The sequence below is a fragment of the Paenibacillus sp. MDV22-iso6 genome (assembly GCF_058408365.1).
This window is the reverse complement of record NZ_JBZVDZ010000001.1, coordinates 1,475,788-1,492,469: the sequence shown is the minus strand read 5'-3', so window position 1 is coordinate 1,492,469 and position 16,682 is coordinate 1,475,788. Positions and strand designations below refer to the sequence as shown.

At 43.0% G+C, this 16,682-nt stretch carries 15 protein-coding genes; 11 read left to right on the top strand and 4 right to left on the bottom strand.

What is annotated here, in order from left to right:
• Positions 1-150 precede the first annotated feature (150 nt).
• Entirely contained in the window at positions 151-1,047 is an 897-nt protein-coding gene (dapA, locus tag AC4PM4_RS06295; protein ID WP_063562718.1) for a 4-hydroxy-tetrahydrodipicolinate synthase, read from the bottom strand.
• Between the two features lie 111 nt (positions 1,048-1,158).
• Between dapA and AC4PM4_RS06290 the strand changes: the two genes are divergently transcribed.
• Together AC4PM4_RS06290 and AC4PM4_RS06285 are read left to right on the top strand one after the other, a co-directional pair.
• Positions 1,159-2,031, top strand: coding sequence for a LysR family transcriptional regulator (locus AC4PM4_RS06290; protein WP_491613043.1), 873 nt, complete (start codon positions 1,159-1,161; stop codon positions 2,029-2,031).
• A 157-nt stretch (positions 2,032-2,188) separates the two neighbouring features.
• On the top strand, positions 2,189-3,070 hold the full coding sequence (locus AC4PM4_RS06285; protein WP_491613042.1) for a phosphotransferase family protein: 882 nt from the start codon (positions 2,189-2,191) through the stop codon (positions 3,068-3,070).
• Positions 3,071-3,087: 17 nt separating this feature from the next.
• On the opposite strand, the gene AC4PM4_RS06280 is transcribed toward AC4PM4_RS06285, so the two are convergent.
• Complete coding sequence (locus AC4PM4_RS06280; protein ID WP_491613040.1) at positions 3,088-4,011, bottom strand: alpha/beta hydrolase family protein; 924 nt, start codon at positions 4,009-4,011, stop codon at positions 3,088-3,090.
• Between the two features lie 15 nt (positions 4,012-4,026).
• Positions 4,027-5,139, bottom strand: a complete 1,113-nt coding sequence (locus tag AC4PM4_RS06275) for a helix-turn-helix domain-containing protein (protein ID WP_491613039.1) — start codon at positions 5,137-5,139, stop codon at positions 4,027-4,029.
• Between the two features lie 672 nt (positions 5,140-5,811).
• Between AC4PM4_RS06275 and AC4PM4_RS06270 the strand changes: the two genes are divergently transcribed.
• From AC4PM4_RS06270 to AC4PM4_RS06255, 4 genes are all read left to right on the top strand, one after another.
• Positions 5,812-6,081 carry a CD3324 family protein gene (locus AC4PM4_RS06270; protein ID WP_063562713.1) on the top strand — a complete coding sequence of 90 codons (270 nt, stop codon included), beginning with the start codon at positions 5,812-5,814 and terminating at the stop codon, positions 6,079-6,081.
• A 233-nt stretch (positions 6,082-6,314) separates the two neighbouring features.
• A complete protein-coding gene (locus tag AC4PM4_RS06265; RefSeq protein WP_063562712.1) occupies positions 6,315-7,286 on the top strand; it encodes an alpha/beta hydrolase in 972 nt (323 codons plus the stop codon).
• Between the two features lie 271 nt (positions 7,287-7,557).
• Positions 7,558-8,865, top strand: coding sequence for an NtaA/DmoA family FMN-dependent monooxygenase (locus tag AC4PM4_RS06260; RefSeq protein ID WP_400346328.1), 1,308 nt, complete (start codon positions 7,558-7,560; stop codon positions 8,863-8,865).
• Positions 8,866-8,897: 32 nt separating this feature from the next.
• Positions 8,898-9,845: an ABC transporter substrate-binding protein gene (locus AC4PM4_RS06255; RefSeq protein ID WP_491613037.1), complete on the top strand. Its 948-nt coding sequence runs from the start codon at positions 8,898-8,900 to the stop codon at positions 9,843-9,845.
• 113 nt (positions 9,846-9,958) lie between these two features.
• On the opposite strand, the gene AC4PM4_RS06250 is transcribed toward AC4PM4_RS06255, so the two are convergent.
• Positions 9,959-10,792 (bottom strand): AraC family transcriptional regulator, encoded by an 834-nt coding sequence (locus AC4PM4_RS06250; protein WP_465116922.1) that lies wholly within the window; start codon positions 10,790-10,792, stop codon positions 9,959-9,961.
• 228 nt (positions 10,793-11,020) lie between these two features.
• On the opposite strand from AC4PM4_RS06250, the gene AC4PM4_RS06245 reads away from it, so the two are divergent.
• The 5 genes from AC4PM4_RS06245 (at position 11,021) to gnpA (ending at position 16,649) form a co-directional block, all read left to right on the top strand.
• On the top strand, positions 11,021-12,379 hold the full coding sequence (locus AC4PM4_RS06245) for a carbohydrate ABC transporter substrate-binding protein (RefSeq protein WP_400345409.1): 1,359 nt from the start codon (positions 11,021-11,023) through the stop codon (positions 12,377-12,379).
• A gap of 93 nt (positions 12,380-12,472) precedes the next feature.
• The gene (locus tag AC4PM4_RS06240) at positions 12,473-13,366 is read left to right on the top strand and encodes a carbohydrate ABC transporter permease (protein ID WP_063562707.1); all 894 of its coding nucleotides are present in this window, start codon (positions 12,473-12,475) and stop codon (positions 13,364-13,366) included.
• 11 nt (positions 13,367-13,377) lie between these two features.
• Complete coding sequence (locus AC4PM4_RS06235) at positions 13,378-14,271, top strand: carbohydrate ABC transporter permease (RefSeq protein ID WP_491613035.1); 894 nt, start codon at positions 13,378-13,380, stop codon at positions 14,269-14,271.
• A gap of 9 nt (positions 14,272-14,280) precedes the next feature.
• A complete protein-coding gene (locus AC4PM4_RS06230; protein ID WP_064640798.1) occupies positions 14,281-14,460 on the top strand; it encodes a DUF6903 family protein in 180 nt (59 codons plus the stop codon).
• Positions 14,461-14,474: 14 nt separating this feature from the next.
• Complete coding sequence (gene gnpA, locus AC4PM4_RS06225) at positions 14,475-16,649, top strand: 1,3-beta-galactosyl-N-acetylhexosamine phosphorylase (RefSeq protein WP_090806956.1); 2,175 nt, start codon at positions 14,475-14,477, stop codon at positions 16,647-16,649.
• The last annotated feature ends 33 nt before the right edge of the window (positions 16,650-16,682 follow it).

The following is a 16,682-nucleotide window of genomic DNA, read 5'->3' as shown; positions in this document are numbered from 1 at the left end:
AGGTTTCATTCACTTGAAGGTGTTTTAATTTGTCTCTCGTTATGGGGTCAGTTCCGTTATCCATACTGGTTGTTTTTTGATTTTCATTCCATGATGTCTCAATAAATCAGACTAGATATATACATAAATCGTAGCAAGATATGCGCTTGTTTAAGAAGGTACGACCATCTCTGCGAGTGTATCCGACAACCTTTGTTTTGCTTTTTCCGATGCGGCAGTCAGCGGCAGACGCAGTTTTGCAGAAGCAATCAGCTGTTGCTGAGCCAGCCACCATTTGATCGAGGCTGGAGCAGGCTCTGCAAACACGTCACTAATCAGCGGTTGCAGTTGCTTAAAGCTGTCTCTTGATGCATTCACGTCACCAGATACAAAGCGTTGATACACGTCCACATACCGTTGGGTATGAATATTGGCAGAGGCCACCATCCCGCCTGCGGCACCTTGACATAGCATCGCATGGAAATACGCATCCTCGCCGCAAAGTACAGGCTTCGTCTCATATTGGGTTAGCGCCAGCAGCAGATCCAAACCGCCAGTGCTGTCCTTCAGGCCAATAACCCCATCCAGATCCATGACTTTTCTCATTGTATCCAAGGTCATGCGACTACCGGTTCGAGCCGGAATCTCATAGACTAGAATCGGCAATCCTGTCCGGGACGCGTTGGAAAAATGCTCAAGAATTCCTTCTTGCGTCGGTCTGTTGTAATAAGGAGTGACCACCAGAGCAGCATCTGCTCCTAATTCAGCGGCCATTTCGGTCCGATGAACCGTCGAATAGGTATCATTGGTTCCTGTTCCCACGACGAGGGGAATGGTTTTGTTCAGACTTATCAAAATCTCTTTCGTTACTTCCACCATCTGCTTTACTTCATCCCAGGAGACAGTCGGAGATTCTCCTGTCGTGCCGTTTACGACCAATCCCTGAATGTCGTGTTTGGCAAGATGGGTAACATATTTGCGATACGATTCAATGTCGAGTTTGTGGTCATCCGTAAAAGGGGCAATTACCGGTATATAAATTCCTTGAACATGTTGTTCGTTCATCATAATCAACTACCTCTTCCCGTTATATTGAAACTAATGTAACATAGGAACCAGCATCACAGTTACCTATAACAAATGATAGTTGTCATCAATATTTTCGATGAGGTGAGCAAGTTGGATTTAATCTATCTTCAGACGTTTAGAGAAGTCGCAATTCGCGAGAGCTTCACCAGAGCTGCAGAGGTGCTGGGTTATGCACAATCCAGTGTTACTACGCAAATTCAGAAGCTGGAAAAAGCATATCAAGTCAAACTGTTTGAACGCTATAGCAATAACAAGATTCGTCTGACTTCTGCCGGGGAAGAGCTGTTCAAGCTTGCCGGACAGATGTTGGAATTGTTTGAGCAGTCCAAGGAAAAAATGGCGAAGCAGGGTGGTGGCTCCTTAACGATCGGTACGATGGACTCTATCGCTTCTTACTTTTTACCTCCATATATGCAAGCCACCCGTAAGGAATACCCGGATCTGAACATACGACTGCATACGAATCGTGAGGGGTTAATTTTGCATCAGGTCAGGGAAGGTGAAGCCGATATTGGACTTATTCTCGCAGATGATTCGAGCGATCCGGCTTTGCAGTGGATTACCATTCGCCAAGAACCGCTTTTGCTGATCGTCCATCCGCAGCATCCGCTGATCGCCAAAACGCAGATTGAATTGAATGATCTAAAGGATATGGAATGGATCATGCCTGAAGATACCTGTAATTACAGGCAGCTGCTTGAAAGAGTGCTTCGCGCAAATTCAATCCCTTATCGGATCGGTCTGGAACTTGGCAATCCGGAAGCGATCAAAAGAAGTATTAAGTCAGGTGAGGGTATTTCGATTCTGCCGCAAATGGCTGTAATGGAAGAAATCGAGCGGGGGGAGCTGAAAGTGTTACCCCTTGAACATGCAGAGCTTCAACTCGAAATTCAGCTCGTTTTTCATCCGAAGAAGTGGGTATCCAACGCACTGCACGATTTCATGGAAAGCTTGAAAAAGTAAAGAATTGATCGCTGTTTAGCAGCATTATATCCGCTTTTTCTGTAATTTCTTTAGCCAACTCCAGGATAAATATGTTAATATAAGAGCCCATAAAATCAGCGAGCCACATCAAAAGGGCTCGCTGATTTATATTGAACGCAAATAAAGGAGGTGCCACATGAGTTCCATTCTAAACGTTATAGAAAAGCTGAAATTGAATGTCTTGAATATTGAAAATGTTCCGGAATCATTTAGTTCGGATGTATATAAACTTACTCTTCTTAGTGGAGAAGACGTATATGTTAAGATTCCATATAACAAGGATAAGCTATTTCGCGAATTTCAGATGCTTGAAATATTGAAGGACGTCATACCTGTTCCTAAGGTATTTGACATTTGGTATGGGGATGAAAGTAATACTGGAGCATTGCTTCTCTCTGCAATTCAAGGGGTGCCTTGTACAGAAAATATGGATGAAAAGCTATCTTTTCAAATGGGTGTATATCATGCAATGCTCCATGAGGTAAAAACTCCAGGATATGGATACCATTCAACCGATGGATTTAATATTCTTGACCAAAATAATTGGAGACTACATATCAAAAATAATTTTGAAAAGTGGAAAGAGCCCTGCAAAGAGCTCCTCGAACCAGCATTGTATGAACGATGTATTCTTCATTTTGATGGCGTGTTCTCTGCTTTACCTGATCCTGACGGACCCTGTTTTGTACATATGGATTTTCGACCTGGCAATATATTGGTGAATGGTAACAAGGTTACTGGCATTATTGATTTTGAGAGTGCTCGGGGTGGCTCCTCTGAAATAGACTTTACTAAAATCAATAGATATATTTGGGAAGTAAACCCGAGAACGAAGTCCCCGTACTTCGAAGGTTATCAAACCATTCGGAACATGTTAAATCTCGAAATCGTATTGCCGTTTTATAATTTCTATGATGCTTTCAGTGCCGTTGTTTGGTGTAAAAACAGAGGAGTTGAAAGAAATCAATCGTTCCTTCAGGAAAGTATAGAAGTATTGAAGAAATCAGTCAGTTACTGATTATTGATGGCTTTTTCCTAAATTGAATGAATCCATTCGGAAATGTCATTGATCACGTTCTTATCTACATGTTGTGCAACTTTGTACTCTTTTTTCATTTTTAATATTTCTCCATAAACAGCTGGCATAAATAAATGATTTAAGTTGGGATAAAGTTTAAACGTTACGTTTGGTTTTTCACCCAATAGGTCTTTGTAAACCTTAAAATCTTTGTCTACGGATACATGGAAATCTTGATCTCCTTGCAAAATGAGTACGGGTTTATCTAATACGTTAAGGTAATTAATGGAGGGATGTTCTCCCATCTCTTTGAAGTAGAAGGCTCTAGAATATTTCCCCAAAACCACAGTTGATTTCGCTTCTTCATCACTTAATTTATAAATTTTATCAAACTTAGCTGATAGTGCTGCTATTTGTTTCTTCGCAATCATTTTCAAAAACTTATTTAATGAGTCTAAAACATCGTTGTTTTGATCCATTAGAATCTCTTCTAACTTGCGTGGAGACCCACCCATAATAATTACCCCAGCAAAATGTCCACCTTCTGCATCAATTCGTGGAGCTAACATCCCGCCTAAACTATGACCTATAATGAATATTTGGTTGGTATCAATACGTGGATCTTTGCGCAATAAATCTGCTGCGAGGATAGCATCTTCAATCGTTTCTTCTTTAACGGATAAGCCGGTATCGTTTTTCATTTCTTTTCCATAGACGAATGTTCTTTTGTCATATCGCAGCACGGCGATTCCTTTGTCTGACAACCCTTCGGCGAGGTCTTTAAAAGGGAAGTTATTCCCCACCTTTTCATCCATATCTGCAGGGCCAGAGCCATGTACTAGTACCACTGCCGGAACTTTTGATGAGCAATCCTCCGGCAGTGACAAAATTCCATTTAGAGGATAATTCGTTTCTTTGCCAATGATTAGTTTTTCGTTCATTCCCATAACCTCCAATTAACATGTTTCTTCTAAAAAATGATTCATTTTCTGAACTAGTCGTTGATATTCGGGAACTTCACGTAAAGAATCGAATGCTGGATTCATCAGCACATCCCTCATCATGCTATTCTTTATAACCTGCTCGCTGCGGGGAGCGGCGACGTCGAAATCTTTCAGCCACGGATCAATCAGATCAAAAAAGGAATCTCCACGGAGCTCAAAAGGAAAGAATCCTTCCACGCAGGTTTCCACATATTTTTCAAGTAGTTCAATCGATTTTTCGGGTGATTTGTTCACGCAATATAGATGAGCGCCTAGAGCGTAAAGCAGAATGACATTGTTTGGATTTAGCCGTTTCATATCAAAAATCCGTGCAAAATCGGACGCTCTCATAAAAGCTGCTTCGGCTTTTTCGATATTATTAATATTTAGTTGTAGGACGTTCAGTAGCCCTTGAAAGACTGCCATTACGTGCTGATACAGTTCAACCTGCAAGGTTTCTTTGGCTTTGCCGATGTTGCCCATAAGCTGATATGCCTGTGAAATTAACACGCCCTTTGGCATCATGGGCCGGACAGTCTCCCCAAGTAAATCGAAGACCCGCTGCGGGCTCCTTAACGCCAAACAACAAACCGATTGATACAAAATCGCATCGTTGGAAAGGTGCATATCGCCACTTTCGCCCTGAATCCGTTCACACAGGGTCACGCTTTCGTTAAGAAGAGTCTCTTTTTGCTCTTGTGTTCTCGCCAGCGTGAAGTGATTGGTGTACAGCTTAACCATTTGCAATAAAAGCGGAAAGCAGGCGTAATATTTTTTGATGATCGCCGTACATTCAGCGATTACCACATCAAAAGGAAGGGCAGCAAAATCATTGGCCAGTCGGGTGTAAAGCTTTGCGATGTCCGACTGCTCCATTTGCGGGGAATAACCCATCAATTCATCAATGCTAATGTTAAAATAGGCCGCAAGCCGTGGCAGAAATGTGATGTCAGGATAGCTTTGTCCCGTTTCCCACTTGGAAACAGACGCTTTGGAAACACCGATAAATGCAGCAACCGCATCCTGTGTTAATCCTTTTTCTCTGCGTTTTGCTACAAGGATCGATGCTAAATTAATTTCGTTCATCAACGTCACCTCTGCTTATGATTATACGGTTTATAAAATAAACTCCCAAGCGACTTGTCGTTGACTTGTGTTAAAAAAATCAACCATTGGGAAACTTGATAGGTAAGGGTAAAATCTCGCTAAGGAGCAGAACAAATGAGGAAAGTATTGAACATCTTTGTTAGTTGTACTGTTATTTGTATTCTAACGCTAAATCTAAGCGCTTTAGTCAATGCAGAGCCTAACACAGTGAATGAGGAGGAGTTTAAACCTTTATCTTTGACGTTACTTAATCCATCCATACAAATGGCGATTACTCAGTATTATCAAAAAATTCAGAAGCCGCAACCAAGTTATGGTTTAGTCCACACAATCCTCCAAATGCGAAGGAGTTTATTACATTCGACATCGATACACGTAAGGTTAAGTTAATCAAATATATCCATAGGAGCGACTAACTATTGTTCATGAGATGGTCCGAAGTATTTAGAAATATGCTATACTGGCAACGTAAAAGGGAGGTGCTTTACTGATGGAGAATCTGTTAAGATTGTCTGTGACTTGCTTCACTTGTGCAAAGCCAGTATTGGAGAAGCGTTACTTTGCATGGGGTTAAATCTTTTCTAACGCTAAATAAGCTTTTCTAATATTTTGGCTTTGCACCTTATTTTCAAAAATAAGGAGTGAAGCAGAGTGAAATATACAAACGCTAAAAAAATATTGCCCGAAAAGTTAATAATAATGATTCAAGAGTATGTCCAGGGAGAGACGATTTACATCCCAAAACAGGAAAAGGAATATAATCATTGGGGAAGTTTGAGTGGCGGAAGACAATGGTTAGATCACCGAAATGCCACTATTAGACAAGCCTTTAAGAATAATAGCAGCGTTGAGCAGCTTGCTAAGGACTACTTTCTCTCTATCGAAACCATTAAGAAAATTGTTTATTCCAAAAATAAGTAGTACACGGCACTGATGAAGAAATTCATCAGTGTTTTTTATGTCAAAAACGATTCTAACTTATTGTTTTCATTTAAATAGCTTATTGCACTCTTTACAATAGGATTAGGCAGAAGAGGAGTCGATACAGTGAGAGAAAATGTAACTTTTGATCTGGATTCAAATCGGGAATACTGGACCATTGGAGAGAGCAGTACTTCATTGGACATAATTAAGAGAGCGAGGAAACAGTAAATATGAATGAACCAAAAAGCAGAAGCAGACATCTGATCGATCAGGAGATAATAAGTGCAATTGATTTAATACCAGCCACCGATCTTTCCGCTGCCACACTAATGGAAGCACGGAAAAGTCAAACAAAAATGATGCAGCAAATCGATGTAACGCAGCTGTTTCCAGTCACATTCGAAGAAAGGGCGGTTCCAAGTTATTTTGGTGGTCCTGATATTCGTATCGAAATTATTAAACCCCTCCAACCAAAGAACAGTAAGATGCCGTTATATTATTCGATTCATGGTGGGGGAATGGTTATGGGCAGTCCGGTCGGTGAACGCCAAAGCAATGCGGCACTGGCTGTGCAACATGGTTTTTGCTGTGTATCTGTTTACTATCGGCTAGCGCCAGAACATATTCAGCCAAGTCAATTACAGGATTGTTATTCCGGCCTGAAATGGTGCATCGAGCATGCCGAGGAATTAGGGATAGATACCGAGAAAGTCGCTCTTGCAGGCAGCAGCGCCGGTAGTGGATTAGCAGCGGGGTTAGCCCTGTACATTCGCGACCAGAAGGAATTCGACATCCATCATCTAAGACTGCGCAGCCCCATGCTCGATGACCGTACAAGTATTTTGCCAGACCATCCTTATGCCGGCGAGTTTGTTTGGACCAAAAAAAGCAATTATTTCGGCTGGAAATCTGTCTTAGGTCACGAACCCGGACAAGAGGAAACAAGTGAATATTACGTGCCAGCGCGTGCAAAATCTCTTGCCGGTTTACCACCCACTTATATGAGCATAGGCAGCATTGATTTGTTCATAGATGAAACCTTATTATTTGCCAAACAACTTGCCTTTGACGGTGTTTTGATCGAATTGCAAGTACTTCCTGGATATCATCATTTGGCGCCAATGTTTCCGAATGCACATTTTTCTCAAATAGGTGCCACCTCTAGTGAGTATGCCTTGTTGAAAGCTCTGGAGTTACTTTGATTATAAGACTAATTTAGAGGTCGAATCGGAACCGAGACAATAGGGTGGAAGCAGTACAAATGACACAAGTTAGAGTGTTGAAAGATAAAAGTCGCATTAATGCGGCTTTTTTTGTTTTGTCGTGGGGCAAGAACCAGACCTTTTGCCGTCCAACCATAGTTTAGATAATTGTGCATATCGAATTTGTAAGTTGTGTATTTAAATTTGCTTGAATCCTTGCTAGGGCTTTCTGGAGCAAAACAATGATAAGAACTAAGAAAGGTTGGTAGAAATGACTTCAAACAGACAACTATGTATTGGATTGTCCTTAAATGCAACATGGAATAAAGGTGACGGTTGGCGGCACCCGGATAGCGGAGTAGAGCAGACAGGAACCATTGACTATTATATTCATTGGGCAAAAATGGCGGAGAACTCTAAGCTTGATTTTCTTTTCAGAGCTGATTATCTGTATATTAGCCCGCAGATGTTAGGCGATTCTTCTAATTTCGGCAGCCCAGATCCTACTTTGTTTTTTGCAGCAATAGCTCGTGAAACCAACCGCATCGGACTCGTTACGACCATTTCTACCACGTTTAATCCGCCTTATGTTGTTGCCCGGCAGCTTCAGTCCTTAAACTGGCTAAGTAATGGGCGTGCCGGGTGGAATATTGTCACTTCTATTGAAGGCGCCGATAATTTCGGGAATTCGCCAATGCCATCACCGGAAGAACGGTATGCAAAGGCAATAGAATTTACGGAAGTGGTATGCAAGCTTTGGGATAGTTTTCCGAATGAGGCTATTGTTATTGACCGTGAGTCAGGCATGTTTTCTGATAAGGAAAAAGTGACTGCTATTCATCATTCCGGTGAATTTTTCAATGTTAAAGGGCCACTCACTTTACCTTCTCATCCATCGGGAACCATTCCTCTGTTTCAAGCTGGTGCTTCGGATATTGGACGGAATTTTGCTTCTTCCGTAGCGGATGCTATTTTTGCGGCAATGCCGGATCTTGAATCGGGCGTGGAATTGCGAAGTGATTTGAGAAAAAGAGCTGTAGAACATGGGCGCGATCCGAACACGATTAAAGTTTTGCCGGGGTTATTTTTTTTCCTGGCCGATACGCACGAAGAAGCGCTTGAATTACATAAGGCTGCTCATGCCCATTTAAGTCTTGAGCGCAGACACGGATCTTTGAAATCGTTGATGGGTCTTGATTTAAGCAGTTTCCCCTTAGATCAACGCGTAACCGAGGATATGCTGCCTGATCCTGATCAGGCTGTTCGCAGTCGCACACATGCTGAGCTGTTGCGCCGTTATATTACAAAATATCAGCCTACAGTAAAAGATATCCTGAATCGGCCTGAGGTTGTCGGATCTGCCCATTGGGTATCTGTGGGAACAGTCGAGACCGTAATGAATGATATTATTGAGCGGGTTGAGGCTGGTGCTATTGATGGATTCATCGCCCTGCCAGGCGGTTCAGAAAAATCGATGGAAATATTTTTTGAAAAGCTGATTCCAAAGTTAGTTGAAAGAGGTCTGTTCAGAAGTGAATATACCGGGGAAACGTTGCGAGATCATTTAGGAAATTCATAAAACACTGTATACACAGGAATTGGGGAGAACATATGAAAAGACTAACTGGATTGATTTTAACTGTAATTATACTTGCAGGAGGGATACTGGCTGGATGCTCCGAAACGCCCGTGGCAGTTACTCCTGAGGTCAGCAAGATCGAGGGTGAAGGATGGCCAAGAACCATTGAGGATGCCAGCGATAATGGGGTGATGCTTGAGAAACGACCAGAGCGTATAGCGGTGCTGCATCCATTATACTTAGATTACTTTTTTGCTCTGGATACACCTCCAATCGCATCAATAAGCGCTTCGGAAGCGATGGAGAAGTTTGCAACTTTACAGCCTTACGCCGGGTCTACTGATATTATTGATTTGGGTAGCGACTCAGCGAATTTGGAAAAGATTATTGAGGCGCAGCCTGATGTGATTGTAACCTTTAAGGGGTCTGTGGATACCATTTATGATGAGTTGAACAAGATTGCTCCAGTCATCTTAATCGACTACACCGATACCTGGGAAAAAACAACGATGCTTCTCGCTGAGGTTGTTGGAAAAGAAGAGCATGCAGAACAATTGATTAAGGAAACCCAAGAAATGATAGCACAAACGAAAGAACATTTAGGTACTCTTGAGGATAAGACCTTTGCCTTGTTACGGGTTAATGGAAAAGCTAATTTTATTGCTCAAGGATCTAAAAATACAATGTACTACAATCAAACTGCAGGCTTTGGATTATTGGCACCGAAGGGATATCCTGAGGGTGGCGAGGCGCTTACGCTGGAGGGACTATACGACATGAATCCCGATTATATTATTGTCCAGCATGATATTGATGTCGCAAAGGCAGCCGTTAAGGAAAAGGAAACTTCGAAGGTGTGGAACTCACTGGAGGCAGTAAAAAATAACCATGTTGTTATCTTTGATAATTCCCTCAATAGTGCGAGTATTCTGGCTGTTCGTTTGGCTTCAGAGTATTTCCTGAAATTAGCTGAACAATAATTCATAATACAAGAAGTCCGATTGCTGATACTGAGCGCAATCGGACTTTTTTGCTCTAGGGAGACAAGCATATAGTTGCATTAGAAGTTACCTAGTTGGCGATTAATTTGAGCTCATTTTTTTGTCTGAAGACGATAACCGCTTGGAGTTAGGCCACAACACCGGCGAAAATTTTGTGAGAAGTAGCTTTGAGAGGAAAAACCAGTGGATTCCGCAACTTGAGCAATGGAAAGATCTGTGGTTTCTAGTAGCTCCTTGCTCGCACGAATCCTGACCTCATTGAGATAATTAATAGGTGACATGCCGTAATATTTAGCAAAAGTATGTGCCAGATAATATTTGCTGATATGCGCCTTTTCTGCCAGAGAGTGGAGCGAGATTTCCTCCGCATAGTTCGAGTCAATATGTCGCTTAATCCGGCTGCATATCTTGTCAGCCCTTTGCGTGGTTACAACAGAGAAGGGATGACCAGATCTTCGCATTAAACTAATGATTACAATCTCAAGTAAGTTTTGACAGACGTCCTCATAGTTCTCACTCTTGTTTTCGGTTTCCGAGAGCATAGCGTTGAAATACAACAAGAGTTCATTCCTCTGTTTTGAATAATTGATAATTTCATGATTACGGGTTCCACTTTGCTTTCCAAAATCAAAACTCATCCCCTCAACCCCAAGCACTACATACTCCAAAGGGTCACTCCCAATGGATACTTCGGTATGCTCTACGTTCGGGTTCACGATGACAAGATCGTCCTGCTGCACCGAAAAAATCTCATCCTCTACGATGAAATTCCCTCGTCCACTTCGGACATAAAACAGCTCCGCGAAGTTATGAGAATGACGAATGCTGAACCAATCTCCTTCATAAATGGAAGAGCTAACATAGATTAGCTTTGCGGGAATCTCTCCACGTCCCTTTCCGGGAAGCCAATAGCGTACATTTCCCATCTGCAGTCCGTCCTTTCCTCAATCTCATTTAGTGAACTACAGTTAAACCAATTTCAACGTTTTATGTTGTGAAAAAATTGTTAATTTATAAATTTATTATATTAGCAAGATATATAAAATCAACGACAACATGTATGTAGATATAAAGAGGCCGTTAAGATAAATTAAAAGGGCGAGAAAGAATGTAAGCGGTTACGTATGATCACTAAATATAGGGGGAATGGATTTATGAAAAAAATTCTTAGCCTTGCGATCACGGCAGCATTGACTCTTAGCTTGGCAGCCTGCGGCAGCTCTTCTGAAAATGGCTCTAATTCAAAAAAGGATTCATCCAACACGAACTCGGCAACATCTACGGAACAACGTACTCTTAAGCTAGCTGCTTTGGAAACCGCTTACGGGGCTGATGTATGGAAAGAAATTACGGCTGCCTTCGAAAGCGCCAACCCTGGCGTGAAAGTCGAAACGACGATTGACAAAAATATTGAAGATGTCATTGGACCCGGTATGAAATCTGGTGAGTTTCCTGATGTTATCCATTTGGCAACGGGTCAGCCGAAGGGCTTGACTGAAACCTTTGTAAAGGATAATAACCTAACTGACCTTTCAGATGTGCTGTCCATGACCATACCCGGCGAAAGTGTAACCGTCAAGGATAAGCTGATTCCAGGCTTCACTGATACAACGATCACGAATCCGTATAACGATGGAAAGACCTATCTGATGCCTATGTTCTACAGCCCTACCGGTTTGTTTTATAACGAGGGTTTGTTTGAACAAAAAGGTTGGAAAGTTCCTACGACTTGGGAAGAAATGTGGGCTCTAGGTGATCAAGCTAAAGCCGAGGGTATTTCACTATTTGCTTATCCGACGTCAGGTTACTTTGACTCTTTCTTCTATGCTTTGCTCAACGAGGTGGGCAGCGCGGATTTCTTCACTAAAGTGACGCATTACAACGAAGGCATTTGGCAAACCCCAGAAGCTCAACAAACGGTTGAACTGATCGGTAAACTGGCTACTTACACCGAAAAAACGGTTCCCGCAAATGCCAACAAAGATAACTTTACCAAAAACCAACAACTGATTCTGGACAATAAAGCACTCTTCATGCCTAACGGTACTTGGGTCGTTGGCGAAATGAGCAAAGCTCCGCGAGCAGAAGGCTTCAAATGGGGCTTCACAGCTCTTCCGGCAATAAAAGACGGTGGCGACCGTTATTCGTATACTTTCTTCGAACAAATTTGGATTCCTGCCAAAGCGGAAAACGCAGATCTGGCAAAACAATTTATTGCTTATCTTTATTCCGATGAGGCAGCAGCCATTTTTGCAAAGGTTGGCGCGATTCAACCGATCAAAGGTATGTCCGACAAATTGGATGGAGACAACAAGCTTTTCTACAGCATCTATGACAATGGGGCAAAGGCTGCTATGGGTGCATTTGCAACAACTGACCCAGTTGAAGGGGTGAATATATCGGATGCAGTGTTTGCGTCCATTGACTCCCTTGTAACAGGTGCTAAAACACAGCAACAGTGGGTTGAGGGAATCATTAAAGCAAGCGACGCCTTGCGGGGAGCATTGAAATAATAAAGAGGCCTGGGCCTTGAGAATGTAACAGGATCATGGTGGGCGACCTGAGCTGACCACCATGATCTGACCTTTGGGAGGAGAGAGAAAGCCATGGATATGAAAAAAGGAAGAGGACGTTTTATCTTCTTCTGTCTAGCACCCGCCGTCCTCCTTTTTGCAATTTTCTTAATTATTCCTACGATCGATGTCTTTCGGATGTCATTGTACAAGTGGGGCGGCTATACCGATAACAAAACCTTCGTAGGTTTGCAGAATTTCAATAAGCTGTTTCATAGCGATAAGTTTTATCAGACCTTTCAAAATAGTGTTCTGCTCATTGTTCTGGTTACAATCGTGACCTTTGCTCTGGCACTTCTGTTTGCATCGATGCTCACACGTGAAAAACTCAAAGGGCAAAATGTTTTACGCGTAATCTTCTATATTCCTAACATTCTGTCTGTGGTTGTCATCAGTGCGATCTTCTCAGCGATTTACGATCCGAATAGCGGGCTTATGAACTCATTGCTAAAGCTGTTTCGCGGATTACAAGCAGAGCCCATTCTATGGCTAGGGGATCAGAAAGTGGTTATTTTCAGTCTTGCAGGCGCGATGATCTGGCAGGCGATCGGCTATTACATGGTAATGTACATGGCTAGTATGGCCAACATTCCAGAGAGCTTATATGAATCCGCAGGGCTTGAAGGAGCAGGGCGAATGGCTCAGTTTTTCCAGATAACCATTCCTTTAATCTGGACGAACATACGGACGACGCTCACCTTTTTCATCATCAGTACGATTAACATGAGTTTCTTGTTCGTGATGACGATGACAAGCGGCGGTCCAGACGGTGCCACCGAAGTGTTCCTCAGTTATATGTATAAAGAAGCTTATACTAATTCCTCTTATGGCTATGGGATGGCCATCGGTGTAATTGTGTTCCTGTTCTCGTTTGCGCTTGCTGGGATACTAAACGCAGTTACCAGACGAGAGCATTTGGAATTTTAGGAGGGAATAAGATGAATACAAACAACCGCTCACGGAGAGGTGTTAGCGACAAATTATACAAAGGCTTCATTTACGTTATACTGATCGCTTTAGCCATCCTCATCCTCATCCCTGTTCTATGGGCATTCATGGCCTCCATCAAACAAGACAGTGAGTTTTACGGCAGTCCCTGGGCACTTCCCGCTGGGGTGCATCTACAGAACTTTGCTGATGCATGGCTCAAGGCAAAAATGGGTTCTTTTATGCTCAATTCCGTATTGGTGACGGTAATCGCACTGGTGCTTCTGCTTATGGTGGCATTGCCTGCGTCCTATGTACTTTCTCGTTTTAAATTTAGAGGGAACGGATTCTGGAATATGATGTTTATGGCGGGTTTGTTTATTAATGTAAACTATATCATTGTTCCTATATTTCTGATGCTTAATAACGGCGACAAGATGCTCCGCGGCATTCTGGGGCACCCTGTATTGCTGAACAACCTGTTTATTCTTGCGGTGGTTTATGCTGCGATGGCACTGCCCTTCACGATCTATCTCATGTCGGGATATTTTAAATCGCTGCCCAAAGAATTTGAGGAAGCGGCCTCGGTGGACGGTGCTGGCTATTTCCGTACTATGGTGCAAGTCATTATGCCTATGGCCAAACCCAGTATCGTAACGGTTATTCTGTTCAATTTCCTGTCCTACTGGAACGAATATATTATCTCTATGACGCTCCTAACCAAACCGACCCTGAAGACATTACCTGTCGGCTTAATGAACCTGATGGCAGCGCAAAAATCCGCAGTTCAGTATGGTCAGATGTATGCAGGTCTGGTGCTGGTCATGCTTCCAACCTTGATTATATATATTCTGGTACAAAAAAAGCTAACCCAAGGTATGACGATGGGCGGGCTGAAAGGATAAGGTGCGATGATGGAAGACTTTACAAAGAATTATTTGCGTAATTTGTTGATGCTGATTGTTTTTATCGTCGGTATCGGATTGGTCATTGTCGGCCAAAAGAACATTGGAGCCCCTGGACTGGGTCTCATGTTGCTTGGGCTCGCTATGCTGATCGGTCTGCTATGGCTATATAACCGAAAATATAAATAGAGGAGTTTTCAACCATGAGTACAAAAAGAGGACGTGTAACGATCCCTACTGATTTAGACGTTATTCCGCAAACCCTGGAGATCATGAAACGCTGGGGAGCCGACGCTGTGCGTGACTGTGATGGAACTGACTTTCCCGCTGAGCTGCGGGATATTGATGCCAAGGTCTATTCCACTTATTATACAACCCGTAAGGATAACGTATGGGCTAATGCCAACCCTGAAGAGATTCAACAAATGTATTTGATGACTCCCATTCATACGGCTGAAGGCGAAAGCATTTCCATTTCCCTTATGAAGGGGATTTATCCCGACATGCTCAAAGTGAATTGTCGCGACGATATTCAGCGCTGGTGGGAAGTCATCGATCGTACAACCGGAGAGGTCGTTCCGACCGAACAATGGAGCTATGACGACAAAATCGGCGATGTCACCATCACAACCCAGCCGTTCCATGACTATACCGTTAGTTTTTTGGCTTATATTATGTGGGATCCAGTTCATATGTACAATGCGGTCACCAATGAATGGAAAGATGTCGAGCATCAGATTACCTTTGATGTTCGTCAACCGAAGACTCGTGAGTATACGATGGAGCGAATTCGCAAGTTTATCGAAGATCATCCTTATGTCAATGTGATTCGCTATACAACCTTCTTTCACCAATTCACCTTGGTTTTTGATGAGCTCGCTCGTGAAAAATATGTGGACTGGTACGGCTATTCTGCCTCAGTTAGCCCTTATATCCTCGAACAGTTTGAGGAAGAGATCGGGTACAGGTTCAGACCTGAATTTATTATCGACCAAGGTTACTACAATAACACCTATCGAATACCTACGAAGGAGTTCCGTGATTTTCAAGCATTCCAACGTCGTGAAGTGGCGAGGCTTGCCAAAGAAATGGTCGATATTACTCACGAATGCGGTAAGGAGGCCATGATGTTCCTGGGTGATCATTGGATCGGCACAGAACCATTCATGGAGGAATTTGCATCGATCGGTCTGGATGCCGTAGTCGGAAGTGTAGGTAACGGTTCAACACTAAGACTGATCAGCGACATCCCAGGAGTGCAATATACGGAAGGTCGTTTCTTACCTTACTTTTTCCCGGATACCTTTCATACAGGCGGGGACCCCGTAAAGGAAGCCAAAGAAAATTGGGTCACCGCACGACGCGCGATTCTCCGCAAACCGATCGATCGAATCGGCTACGGCGGATATCTTAAGCTAGCCCTTGATTTTCCCGAGTTTATTGAATATGTAGAAAGCGTTACGGATGAGTTCCGTACGCTCTATGACAATGTACAGGGAAGCTTGCCGTATTGTGTCAAGTCGGTAGCCGTGCTCAACTGTTGGGGCAAAATGCGGGCCTGGGGGAACCATATGGTGCATCATGCACTTTATTACAAGCAAAATTATAGTTATGCCGGTATTATTGAAGCTCTCTCTGGTGCACCTTTCGAAGTGAAATTCATCAGCTTCGACGATATCAAAGAAAATCCGTCCGTCTTAGATGATATTGACGTCATATTAAACGTTGGGGATGCAGATACAGCCTATACGGGCGGAGAATGGTGGCTGGATACGGATATCGTTACGGCCATAAAAAGGTTTGTTTATGAAGGCGGTGGATTTATCGGTGTTGGCGAACCCACAGCGCATCAGGCGAATGGGCGCTTTTTCCAACTGGCCAACATCCTCGGTGTAGAGGAAGAACGTGGCTTTACGCTGGGTTATGATAAATATAACTGGGATGAGCATGAACATTTCATTTCGGCAGATTGTAAAACCAATCCGGATGGAAGCAAGGAAATCAACTTTGGCGAAGGAAAGAAAAATATTTTTGCCCTAGAAGGAACTACGATTCTTCGTCAAACGGACAAGGAAGTTCAACTCGCGGTGAACGAATTCGGCGACGGGCGAAGCGTATATATAAGCGGTTTACCATACAGCTTCGAGAACAGCCGCTTGCTGTATCGTGCGATTCTTTGGAGCGCCCACAGCGATCAGGAGCTGAACAGCTGGTTCAGTGAGAACTATAATGTTGAGGTTCATGCTTATGTGGAAAAGGGCAAATTCTGCGTGGTGAATAATACGTATGAGCCACAGGAAACCGTCGTTTATCGCGGTGATGGCTCCAGCTTCTCACTGAAGCTGGATGCAAATGAGATCAAGTGGTACGAAATATAAAAATCTAGCATTCTATTGTAGGAGGAACGATTT